The sequence below is a fragment of the Ktedonospora formicarum genome (genome assembly GCF_016587355.1).
GTDB lineage: Bacteria > Chloroflexota > Ktedonobacteria > Ktedonobacterales > Ktedonobacteraceae > Ktedonobacter > Ktedonobacter formicarum.
On sequence record NZ_BNJF01000002.1, the window covers coordinates 1,168,112 to 1,179,984 of the forward strand.

An 11,873-nucleotide genomic window follows, 5' to 3' on the forward strand; every position below is an offset into this window, starting at 1 on the left:
CTAAGGTATTTGTATCTACCTGAGTATGCTCAGGTATTCGCGTAAGCGAGAGTCGCGCCTGTAGATGTTTGCGTGTTTTAGCGGACAAAGTGTTCTCGTTGCAAGTGCGTGTAGAAAGTATATTTGTGCCCACAGTACATAGATGCGGCGTATTCGATTGGTTGCTTGCGTTCAGTATAGGTTGTGCGACGTGTATAGAGTACGGGGCTACCTACTGAGATCTTGAGTAATCGGGCCTCATCCGCTCCAACCAGACCAGCTTCAAGCTCTTGATCGGCCTCTAGCGGCGGCTGACCATACTTCACGTCTAGTAGATGATAGAGCGAATGTGCATTGAGATCTTCTTCCAGCAAACGTTCGCAGCCCATGAAATGGATAAAGGAGGTTTCGAGCGCCAGGGGGTCACCATCGGCGATGCGCAGTCGATGCAGGCGAAAAACGTTGTCGCCGCTCTTGATATGCAGACGCTCCGCGATCTTTTCATCAGCGGGCCACATTCTGGCGGAGAGGACATGTGCGCTTGCCCGTTGTCCGCGAGCCTGCATATCCTGGGTGAATCCGGTGAGTTGAGTGAGGTGTTGGGTGATGCGGTGACGACTGACGAATGTGCCGCGCCCCTGTTCGCGATAGAAGAGCCCTTCGTTGACCAGTTCGGTGATGGCCTGGCGTGCCGTCATGCGGCTGATGCCATATTGCTCACTGAGTTCGCGCTCGGAAGGAATGAGATCGCCGGGCTTCCATTCCTCGCCGCGAATCTTTTCGCGCATGATCTCTTTGAGCTGGTAGTAACGTGGCAAAGGGCTATTTCGAGAGATGATACTCATAAGCAACCTTCCCAGCAGTAAATCATCCATCAAGGTCTTATTCGAAAACCAATGCTGCCTTCGCGGCAGTTAGCGCGGACCCTTTCTTTATTGAACTCCTGAGCGCGCTGTGTCTCCGCACGGGGTCGGCGCTCGTGTTGGTGTTCATAACAGATAGAACGCGCTCAAATTTCCTCATAAGGAGTAAGAAATGTGTGCCTCTAGCCTGTCCGGGCGAGCAATGCCGGGAAGCATGGGCGAGCATCTATACTATACCATAGTTGCGCTACTTCGCGAATTCACTACGATAGCATGTTTAAGCTCCAAAGTTTGCGCCCCATGCATCTAACTGACGAATCATAGATTCATAGCTTCGCCCCTGGTCTGTCAGCGAATATTCAACCTTTGGGGGACTTGATCATATACTCGGCGTTGAAGCATGCCTAATTGCTCTAAGTCGCGCAATTGAAGTGTGAGCATCTGTCGACTGGCCTGTGGAATGAGGCGCTGTAATTCGCCAAAGCGCTTGGTTCCGTTGAGCAAGTGATACCAGATTTGTAATTTGAATCTGCCCCCTACTGTCATGATTCCCGCCGGGCATCTCATTGCCTTTTTTTGTTGCGCCATATATGACCCTCCGTATACTTACACCTTATCCGGAAACCTGAGCGCGGCAGCGGCGTTGGTTTTCGCATAAGACCATAGTCAAGAACTTTTGCGTACTTGTTTATGCCCAATCAATCAGGTAGCATTCACATTGTAACAATTGATATCAATCACTACAAGGTTGGCGCGGGAAATGCGCATGCTTTTGCGGTTTTCAGGATATACCAGAACGGGGGAGATGGTCGCCCTCGAATTTACCGCTTTATAAGCCGCCGTTGGCAGTCATTGAGAAAGAAGGTTATTCCATGAGTGCTATGGAGAAACAGGATGTTAATATGACTTCGTTGCAGTCGCAGCTTGACGCGCTAGCGGCGCAGGCATATGACCAGTTACCAGGCACTTTGCTACGCCAGTTACAACTCCCTATTGAGCAGTTAATGGCGTCTGAGGCAGTCAGCAAAGCTCTTAAAGTGGGGGAGCGGGTTTCTGATTTCACGTTACCTGATGCGCTTGGCAATCTAGTGACGTTCTCGACGTTACTCCAACGAGGTCCGGTTGTGGTCTCTTTCTATCGTGGCGCATGGTGCCCATACTGTAATCTACAACTGCGCGCGTATCAGCAGGCATTACCGCAGATTCAAGAGTTAGGGGCCTCCCTGGTCGCGATTTCACCCCAGACAGCGGACCATAGCCTATCGCTGATGGAGAAGCAGGAATTGACTTTCACCGTTTTGAGCGATGTTGGCAACAGGGTCGCGCGTCAGTTTGGGCTCGTCTTCACTCTCGACGAGTCTGTACGTGCCGCTCATAAACAGGTAGGCATGGATCTCCCTGTCTACAATGGTGACGAATCCTGGGAACTGCCAATGCCAGGAACTTTTGTTATTGACCAATCTGGAATCGCGTGTCTGGCTTTCGTCGATCCTAACTTCACCCAGCGCCTTGAGCCATCTACCATCATTGCCAAACTTGAGAAATTACGTCCTGTCCAGGCTTCAAAAGTTATCAAATAAATGGCAACTCTTTCGTCTGGGCAAGGGCCAGTGCGGAGAGGCAATTATAGAGGAGCAAGTTTTATGCGTTCATCCATACATCATGACAAAGGAAAGACATATATTACGAGGGGTCATGTGTTAGATTTTGGCTGGCGCTACGACCTGATGTTGTGGTACTTCAATACCTTCACCGCGCCCGGGAAGTGGCGTGCGTTACAGAGGGAAATTATCGAACTGGCAGATTTACAGTCTGGAGAAGCGGTGCTGGATGTGGGCTGTGGGACTGGTACGTTAGCCATAGACGCGTATAGGCTCGTTGGCGCTAAGGGTCGTGTGTGTGGAATAGATCCAGGCTCGAAGCAGATTGAGCGCGCGTACCGCAAGGCGCGCACTGATGCTCCTTCTATTAACTTCCAGGTGGGAGCGATTGAAAACTTGCCCTTTCCAGATAAGTCGTTCGATCTGGTCCTGAGTACCTTGATGATGCATGTTCTGCCTGATGATCTTAAACGCCAGGGACTTGTAGAGATTGAGCGCGTACTCAAACCTGGAGGGCGCGTACTGATTGTTGATACCAGGAGGTCTGAGGAGGGTTCAACACGTCCCGCGCATACCGGACCGTGGAACAGTGGTGTTCAGGATCAGCCAGGACTTCTAAGTGAGGCTGGGTTCATCCAGATCGAGAGTGGCAAGCTAGGGACTGACTCACCTAAGCTACCCGAAATCGGCTATGTCAAGGCGCGGAAAAGTCTATGAAGCAGCGCGTGAGATTGTCAGAGGCGAGAAGAAGAAAGTGTGATCGATCCCAAAAACGATTGTACATAGATATCCAAGTGTGATCGATTCGGAAAACGGTAATAGTGTGCAGGGAAGTGTGAGCGCTTTCCTGCATAAGAATGCGGTGTGGTAGGAAGTGTGATTGATCCAAAAATGGTAGCAATCATTGTTGAAGATGATAATAGAGGTTTTCTATGAGAGTTGTACGCGTCATTTCGTTGGTCGCCCGCTTGGCGCTGATGACCACGTTGGTTCTTGGATTATTGTTCTGGCTTGCTAATTTGTTGAGACTAGGCTGGCTTCTGGCGGCTCTGGCCTCTATAAGCATTGTGAATGTGCATATTGTGCTTGGTAGTACCGGATCTCTCTTCTTTCTGGTGCTAGGAGTCATCGCGCTCCTCACGCCAGGGGTCAGGCTTATGGGTATTGTAGGCATCACCTACGCTCTCGTGGTGCCAGTCCTTGGCGTGACGCAGATGCGAATCCTTCCCGGTGACCTGCACTGGCTGATCCAGATTGTTCACCTGCTCATCGGCATTGGCGCTATGTACCTGATTCTCAGCATAGAGAAGCGCTATCGCCACCTTAAGCAGTCCGCTTCTGGCGATGCCGAACGCGGATCAATTACTATCCAGACAGTGAATTGAGAGCATGTGAGCGATCCGGGAATCGTTCATGTGGAGCCTGGGGTGGAGTGGGCAAAATAACTACTCTACCTCCAGGCTGCTTTATTGTTTGGAGCGTTTACACAAAGAAGTATGATGAGGAATGATCCTTTTAAATAGCTACCTGAGGAATCTGATTGCCCTTTTTTCTGGTTTTAGCTAGATTGATATTATATGATGAGATATGGATGAGTTGTATATCTTCTATTTGTAGCCACTAAAAGGATCAGAAAATATATGAAAGTGACTGTATGTGAGCTTCCCAATAACCGAGAAAATTTTAGCTTTGCCTGGAAAGAGCTGATTGCCCATGTCAGAGAGCAGCGTAGTGATCTGGTCTTGTTGCCAGAATTACCATTTTCCGCCTGGTTTGCCAGGATACCAGAGTTTGATGCTCTGCGCTGGCAGAGTGCTCAGAATGAGCACGATGTAATGATGAATCAACTCTCTGAGCTTGCACCGGCAGCCATTTTAGGGACGCATTTGGTGAGCAAGGATGGCAAGCATCTCAATCGAGGTTTTTCCTGGACATCTGAGGAGGGGTATAAGGGAATTCATGATAAGTATTATTTTCCTGATGAAAAAGACTTTTATGAGCGTCGCTGGTTTGACCGCAATGAGCGTGATTTCACGGTAACTCATGTACAGGATATGGCAATTGGCTTTCTGATTTGCACAGAAGTAATGTTTAACGAATGGGCCAGGAACTATGGCAAACAAGGAGCGAATATCATTGCAGTTCCGCGTGCGTCATCAATTGCTTATGAGCGCTGGATTGTTGCTCCTCGTATGGCCGCGATTGTTTCGGGGGCCTTCGTGATCTCCTCCAATCGCGTGGATGATCACTTCTTTGTTGGACATGGCGTGATTATCGATCCAGATGGAGATGTGCTAGCCTCTACATCTCGTCAGATTCCCTTTGTTACAGTTGAAATTAATCTAGCTGATAGTGTTCAGGCAAAGAGTATTTATCCCCGTGATGTGTTAGAGTAGGATCTCAATAAAGGTATGATTGATCGCACTTTGGCAAGTCGTTGGCGCGTGTTGAAATATGCCGAAGAAAAGGTGGTACAAGGCCCTGTTCTCAGGATTGTTTATGAGAACAGGGCCTTGTACCACCCTCTAATGGGGAGAAACAAATAGATATCTAGTTCCAATCGATAGCATCAATATAGACAACGGCATTGTAACCAAAGAGGATAATGCCCACCTTTGTTGCGGGTCCCTGGATGTTTGATGGTACTCTGAAGGTGAAGGAATACCATGTTTGATTACTATTGACAAAGGCTACATTGCTATCTGATGTCGCTTTGTACCATGTATCGTTCTGGTCCGCAATATAGAGACTCGCTTCCACACTGCTGCCCTGTGTTTTGAGAATGTAGGCCGTGATGGTCTGTCCGGATTTGAGGGTCTTTGGTAGTAGCGGGGTTTCCAGAGTTGGGTAGCTAGAACTATTATCTGAATTGTATGACACCATTAAGACATGACTGCCATCTTTCGCGCTGCTCGTTGCCTGGTTCTTGACCGAATAAAGGGTGCCATCAGGATCGCTATGTATCCAGCCATCTGTTCCCCCATCCTCAAAGGAGAGGGCACTGGTTGAGGTAACAGGCGGCTTCACAACCTGGGTGGGAGGCGAAGTTGGCGCGGTTGTTGGGTTAGAAGGAGTCGTAGGTGTGGCTTTTGTCTTGGGTGTAGTTGTCTGTGTCGGATGGTGACTATCGGTTGGTGTTTGTCCTGGCGTATTTTGTAAAGCAGGCGTATTCGCAGCCGTTGCGATAGAGTTTGTCTCTTGTTGTACCTCCGGTAAGAGGTTGGCATTGCTCTGTTGCATAAGCCAGAATATACCAGCTATCGTGAGTAATACCAGACACACAATAGCGGGGATGAAAGAGCGCCGCTTACGATTCCCAGAGGCCCGACGTGGTGGATCTGGAAGAATGCGCACAATGTTTGGTGCTGGCTTTGGCACTGGCTGCGAGCTTGTGTCAGACTTTGTGCCTACTGGGAATGAAAGCGATTTCTCATCCAGCTTGTCTGTCGTGCGCGAAGAGGGGGTCGATACTGTGGTATTCTGGATGCCGGACTGAGAGACGCGCTTCGCGAACTCGCCCGGCACCTGCGGATAAGCAAGTGGTGGCGCTACAATAGGGCCTGATTGTATACCTGAATGAGGATCGGTTGTGCTAGCAAGTGATGTTTGGTTAGCAGGCAATACGGCATTGGCATCTGTTTGTATTGGCGTTTCAAGGCTCTTGAGCTCGTTTAGCCATGTACCGGGCGGTGGAAAAGATGGCTGACTGATTGGATTGGAGGGCGCGATAGGCTCCTCTTCAGTCAGCCCGGAAAGCGATTTGTCATAGCGCGTCCCCAATTGATCTAATAGCTCTTCTAGCCTTCTGGTATTTGCGGCTGTATCAGAAGATCCTTCCTCCATTTACTATCCTTTCTTGTAGAAATAAAAAAATAAATACATCGAGTAATATTGATTTAGTAAGGCTAGTTAAATGTACCACACATTAAGCAAGTTGTAGGGGAAAATGGGGTAATAATAGCACAAGTTAGCTAGCTAACAAAAGTGGCTATGTGCCGCTCTGGATAGCAGCAAGAGGAAGGGAACCATAGAAAGTCGAGCCCTGCCCCTCCTTACTTTCTACCCACAGGCGACCTCCGTGGCGGGTGACGACTTCTTTGACGAGATAGAGGCCTATGCCGAAGCCGCTTTGGCTCTGGTCAACGTTGCGGGCACGATAGAAGCGGTCAAAGATATGGGGAATCTCATCACTGGCAATGCCAATTCCTTCGTCTTTAACCCAGAAGATGGCTTCGGGTTCTTGCTCAGTGTCGCGCTGCACACGCAGACCAACCTCAATCTGGCTGCCGGGAGAGCTGTACTTGATAGCATTGCCGACGAGATTATTGAGAGCCTGGCGTAGACGCTCCTCATCGATAAAGGCTAACAGGTGTTCACCGGGTTGGATGTTGTTCAAAATGAGCTTGAGCGTGTGCTGACGTGCAGCGACCTGCTGGGCTTCGAAGGTATGGGTGAAGAGCGTAAGCAGATTGTGGGATTGGCGTTGGAGTGTAAAGCGAAATTGTTCGATACGCGAGATATCCATCATCTCTTCGATGAGGTGCGTGAGTTGCTCACTCTGTTCGGAGATGCTACGTAGAGCGTAGAGCGTGAGGGTATCGAATTGATAGCTCTGCTGACTCTTGAGTTGTAGGATTTCGGTAAAGCCCTGAATGACAGTAATGGGTGTGCGCAGTTCATGGTTGGCGATAGAGAAAAACTCGTTTTTATGCTGCTCTATCGTCTTTTGTGCTGTGACATCCTGAAAGACGATGACCGCTCCATTCATAATATTATCTTCACCGTAGAGTGGCGCGCACGAAGCAAGGGTGATCAAATGGCTTCCGCAAGAGCGCCCGACCATAGCCTCTTTTCCTTTGATGGTCTCACCGCAAAGAGCGCGGCTGACGATCACGGTCCAAGGAGTAATGTGGCGTCCGCCAAAGCTCAGGTCATCTTCAGTGAGGGGAGTACGGTAGTGATGGAGTGGCTGTTTGAGGATGTCCTGTAGTTCGTAGCCTAGGATATGGGCGGCCCCCTCGTTGGCGTAGCTAATTGTGCCATCGGCTGACTCGACGATAAGGATGGCCTCTGGGAGTTGGTCAAGGACAGCACGGAGATAGCTCTGCTCTCGCGTGGCTGAATTATGCTGACGAGCGTAGGCCAGGGCCGATGCGAAATAAGCACAGGAGCCGCGCAGGACGCGTGCCTCTGTTCCGTCGGGGTCAATGGGAGTGTCGAAGAGGACGCTGAGTGCTCCCTCGAGACGATTACTATGCCACAGTGGGAGAAAGGCATAACCCTGGATACCAGCTTGAACAAGAACGTGTTGAGGATCAATCTGGCGTTGGGTGGCAGCCTGTTGCAGATTTGAGACGAAGATTGGTTCGTGCTGCTGTAGGATGGAGGGGACAAATGGGAGATCTGTGTGCTCGAAAGGGATGTATTCTAAATCGGAAACAGTCTGTTTGCTAACGGGATCTGTGTAGGCACAGACATGACGTAGCGCGCGCTGATTTGAGTCGCTACTGAAGATACAAACTTTTGAGGGGCGAATATGGTGAGAGATCGCATAGATGATATTGTGGGCCACGGTATCGATCTCAAGGGAGTCGCGAAGACAACGAGCGACCCGCTCAATAATGGCGATACATTGGCGGTCACTCTCAGCAAGATTGCTCACCCTTTGCGATTCGGCTCGCGCTCTCTCTGCCTGCTGGCGAGCCTGCACCTGCTTGGTGACATCATTGAGCGTCTGTACGATATGAGTCATCTTATGGGTATCGTCAAAGATTGGCTGGAGCATGAAGTCCCAATAAGACAGGTCTTCGCCAACGTGGAAAGGGAGTTCCTCATTGCGGTAAGGTTGGCCACTTGCCTGTACTTCTTTAAAAATCTCCATGACGCGAGTGCTATCGGAGTGAAAGGCCCAGTCCAAAACTGTCTTGCCAACGACGATTTTATGTTCTGGTCGGGTCGCGAAATAGTTATCAAGAAAGCCTTGATAGCTTGAGTTAAACTCTAGCAGGCGTAAATCGTGTGCGCCAAAGATAGCAACACCTACAGGCGTATGCTCCAGTAGCGTTTCCGCATAATGATATGCTTTACTATTCATAAGAGAGCTCATAGTGTACCTGCTGTAAGTATGTAGGTGTAAAGGGTTGCGACGATGTTGTGAATCTATCAGGCATAGCAATATTGAGTGGTATTGAGCTCCTAAACAGAGCCATTATAATATAAGCATTAGTAGATATGGATGTCAAGCTCTGATATATATTGCAGTACTAAAGTCAGCAGCTTATAATAAAGAAGGTATATGTAGCGAAAAATAGGAAATGTAAATAGCAGGAGGGCGAAACCTGATGTCTGAGCAAGCCGATACTTTCAAGGAGGAGAGGGCGAGTACGTACGTGATGGATGCTGGCAACTTTAGCGAGGTCGCGCGTCTGTGTAAGCAACACCGTTTGCTGGCGAGTGGCATGAAGAGGCCGGTGCCTGAGCTAGAGAGCCTCGCGGGTATACATGATGTTTTGGATGTGGCCTGTGGTGCGGGTGGATGGATGATTGATCTCGCGTTAGAGAATCCTGGTCTACAGATTACGGGGCTAGACAATAGCGCAACGATGCTTGAATATGCTCGCTCATCGGTTTTGGAAGAGCAGGTACGCAATATACATCTGCGCCAGATGGATGCTACCAAGCCGTTAGAGTTCCTGGACAATGTATTTGACTTTGTGAATGCGCGCTTGCTTACTAGCTTTATGCCGAGGACCATCTGGCCGAGATTCCTTCGTGAATGTGCGCGGGTAACGCGCAAGGGTGGTTTCATCCGCCTGACGGAGGCCGAGTCTGCCCTGACAAACAGCCGTGCATGCGAAGAGATTCATGCGCTATTAAACCAGAGCTTTTTTCGCGCGGGCATGGGCTTCTCGCCAGATGGGCGGCATGGTGGGGTGACGCCAATGCTTCGGCGCTTGCTCACGGACGCAGGTTGCCGAGATGTCAACATTTATGCCTATGTGGTGGATTGCTCGGCTGGCACGCCTGAGCATAGACGTGTCTATCAGGATGGGGCGACCGGATACAAGCTTGTACAGCCCTACTTGCTAAAACATGAAGTCGCGACGCAACCTGAACTAGATCGTCTTTATCATCTCGCGCTTGAGGATATGAAGTCGCCCGACTTCTGTGGACTGTGGACCTTTATTACAGTGGTTGGCGAGGTGAAGAAGTAAGGCTTGCTCCATAGAATGGATGAGCGAGAACATTGTGATCAAACGACAGACGAAAGCTTAGCGCCCCATCTGAGGATCAACTCGTTTAGGCTTTGTTGTGGCGTTGGTCAATGACACGGCGAGCTTTGAGTTCGTAGCGTGGGAGCGTCCGGGACTCAACTGCTTCGATAGGTATGCGCAGGCTGAGTGATTGGTGTAGCTCCTCTTGCAGGCGTGGAACGAGATTTGCGGGGCATTCAACCCGTAGCGTGAGTTCGTCCATCGTGCCAGCGCTTGTGACAATGATCTGATATTCGGCGACTTCGGGGAAGCGGTGCAGGATGTTCGCGAGGGCTGAGGGATAGATGTTGACGCCACGCACTATGAGCATATCGTCAATCCGCCCAAGTATACCACCCGGTAGGACAAGATAGCTCCTACCACAGGGGCAGTGATGACCACCATTCTCAACGAGGTCGCCTGTGCGGTAGCGTAGCGCGGGGCTACCCCAGCGTCCAAGGTTGGTGAGCACCAGTTCGCCACGCTGACCCTCTGGCACGACTTCGCCTGTTTGTGGATCAAGGATTTCGGCGATAAACTCCCCTTCGTTGACGTGAATACCTGTATGCGCTTCGCAGGTAAAGCCATAGGCTCCCATCTCAGTCATGCCTGCGTGATCGTATGTCTCGGCTCCCCATGCCTCTTCGATGCGCCTGCGCGTAGCTGGAATAGACGCGCCCGGCTCTCCCGCGTGAATGGTTACACGTATGCTGCTCTCCCTTAGCGATATTCCCTGCTCGCGTGCGACCTCAGCGAGGTGAAGGGCATAGCTAGGTGTGCAGAGGAGAACGGTCGCGCCGCAGTCCAGAAGAGTGTTCAGACGTTGAAGTGAGCTCATGCCGCCGCCGGGAATAGTGAGAGCTCCGAGATATCTGGCTGCCTCGTAGGCGGACCAGAAGCCAATGAAGGGTCCAAAGCCAAAAGCGAAGAAGAGTATGTCTTTGCGTGTCAAGCCTGCCGCGCTATAGACCGTGTGCCAGCAGCGAGCCCACCAGTCCCAGCTCTTAAGGGTGTCGAGAACCTTGAGCGGATGCCCGGTAGTACCGGAGGTCTGATGCAGGCGGTAGTAGTCGTGTGGTTCATGGCTCAGGAAGGAGCCATAGGGGGGGTATGCTTCCTGGTCCGCGACCAGCTCGCTTTTGGTAGTGAAGGGAAGCAGAGCGAGGTCTGAGAGATTCTGGATAGCATCGATATCCAGGGAGTGAACGGCGAATTTATGCTGGTAGAAGCGATTGCACGTTGTGATGTGGCGCAATCCTGAGCTGAGTTTGTGTAATTGATGTTCGACAATATATTCCCGTGTGGCGCGTTCCAATCTTGACATAGCGTTGTCATCCTTTCCACTGCTATGTGGTATTATTCCAGCTAATTGAGAGCAAAATTTAAGCCTTTATGCGTTGATAAAGAAAACTGAAGAGATGTTGCAGATGTGCTACTGTTTTGTTTTAAGCTGTACCATGTGCTATTGCTTTTCGGGAATTAAGCCGAGCTATTCCTGAACCGATCAACCATCCCAGTACCGCTGAGAAGAGAAGGTGGATCAGGATGAATCCATGAATTGGCAACGCTGACACGTAGCCTGAGATGGCGCTAAGGATGTTCTCATGCCGATTGAAATCTACCACAGTGATAGCTGTCGCAATGCCTCCCACTGCGCTGACAAATGCTGCAACAATCGTGACAATTAGCCCATCGCGCATGAAGTTCGTTCTATGTGTAACCCAGTAAGCGCAGACGCTGTATCCCAGCATCGCCAGCGGATAACCAAGCGTTGCGAACCATTGGAGCCGAGCTGTGTCTGTAGAAAAGCTGTCTTTAATGAATAGGTACAGTCCTTGTGGGACATACAACCATCCTATAAGCACACCTAAAAAGACCCAGTTGCTTTGAGCCAGCCAGACAGCCGGCCAGATACCCAGCACTATTGCTACGGGAAGTGTTACAACCCAGACCGATTTTGGAATACGTCGAAACATACATTTCCTCCGGCTTTTGTGTTTATCGAGATGCATTATTCTCATGTGCATAGAGAATATATCTCATCAATGGAGGCTAATGTATGGGGCAAATGAACCATATTGGTGTAAAATTAAGCTCTTGATCTTATTTCCACCAATAGCTCCAACCCAAAGAGAAAAAGGCACTATTTTAATTGGATATATCGCAAACTAAATTGC

General features: G+C 50.0%; 10 protein-coding genes and 1 pseudogene. 5 read left to right on the top strand and 6 right to left on the bottom strand.

What is annotated here, in order from left to right; genetic code table 11:
* Positions 1-77: 77 nt before the first annotated feature.
* Positions 78-824, bottom strand: a complete 747-nt coding sequence (locus K3T82_RS23900) for a GntR family transcriptional regulator (RefSeq protein ID WP_220196068.1) — start codon at positions 822-824, stop codon at positions 78-80.
* 295 nt (positions 825-1,119) lie between these two features.
* Positions 1,120-1,430: pseudogene (locus K3T82_RS23905) on the bottom strand (winged helix-turn-helix transcriptional regulator).
* A 284-nt stretch (positions 1,431-1,714) separates the two neighbouring features.
* Here K3T82_RS23905 and K3T82_RS23910 point away from each other — a divergent pair.
* From K3T82_RS23910 to K3T82_RS23925, 4 genes are all read left to right on the top strand, one after another.
* On the top strand, positions 1,715-2,422 hold the full coding sequence (locus K3T82_RS23910) for a peroxiredoxin-like family protein (RefSeq protein WP_236031473.1): 708 nt from the start codon (positions 1,715-1,717) through the stop codon (positions 2,420-2,422).
* Positions 2,423-2,485: 63 nt separating this feature from the next.
* Positions 2,486-3,160, top strand: coding sequence for a class I SAM-dependent methyltransferase (locus tag K3T82_RS23915; RefSeq protein ID WP_220196069.1), 675 nt, complete (start codon positions 2,486-2,488; stop codon positions 3,158-3,160).
* 215 nt (positions 3,161-3,375) lie between these two features.
* Positions 3,376-3,828, top strand: a complete 453-nt coding sequence (locus K3T82_RS23920) for a hypothetical protein (protein WP_220196070.1) — start codon at positions 3,376-3,378, stop codon at positions 3,826-3,828.
* A 255-nt stretch (positions 3,829-4,083) separates the two neighbouring features.
* Positions 4,084-4,839 carry a carbon-nitrogen hydrolase family protein gene (locus tag K3T82_RS23925; RefSeq protein WP_220196071.1) on the top strand — a complete coding sequence of 252 codons (756 nt, stop codon included), beginning with the start codon at positions 4,084-4,086 and terminating at the stop codon, positions 4,837-4,839.
* Between the two features lie 154 nt (positions 4,840-4,993).
* Here K3T82_RS23925 and K3T82_RS23930 read toward each other — a convergent pair whose 3' ends face one another.
* Positions 4,994-6,286 carry a hypothetical protein gene (locus K3T82_RS23930; protein WP_220196072.1) on the bottom strand — a complete coding sequence of 431 codons (1,293 nt, stop codon included), beginning with the start codon at positions 6,284-6,286 and terminating at the stop codon, positions 4,994-4,996.
* Between the two features lie 145 nt (positions 6,287-6,431).
* Complete coding sequence (locus tag K3T82_RS23935; RefSeq protein ID WP_220196073.1) at positions 6,432-8,537, bottom strand: ATP-binding protein; 2,106 nt, start codon at positions 8,535-8,537, stop codon at positions 6,432-6,434.
* A gap of 247 nt (positions 8,538-8,784) precedes the next feature.
* On the opposite strand from K3T82_RS23935, the gene K3T82_RS23940 reads away from it, so the two are divergent.
* Positions 8,785-9,657: a class I SAM-dependent methyltransferase gene (locus K3T82_RS23940; protein ID WP_220196074.1), complete on the top strand. Its 873-nt coding sequence runs from the start codon at positions 8,785-8,787 to the stop codon at positions 9,655-9,657.
* An 85-nt stretch (positions 9,658-9,742) separates the two neighbouring features.
* On the opposite strand, the gene K3T82_RS23945 is transcribed toward K3T82_RS23940, so the two are convergent.
* Both K3T82_RS23945 and K3T82_RS23950 read right to left on the bottom strand, forming a co-directional pair.
* On the bottom strand, positions 9,743-11,020 hold the full coding sequence (locus tag K3T82_RS23945; RefSeq protein WP_220196075.1) for a phenylacetate--CoA ligase family protein: 1,278 nt from the start codon (positions 11,018-11,020) through the stop codon (positions 9,743-9,745).
* Positions 11,021-11,141: 121 nt separating this feature from the next.
* A complete protein-coding gene (locus tag K3T82_RS23950) occupies positions 11,142-11,672 on the bottom strand; it encodes a hypothetical protein (protein ID WP_220196076.1) in 531 nt (176 codons plus the stop codon).
* Positions 11,673-11,873 lie beyond the last annotated feature (201 nt).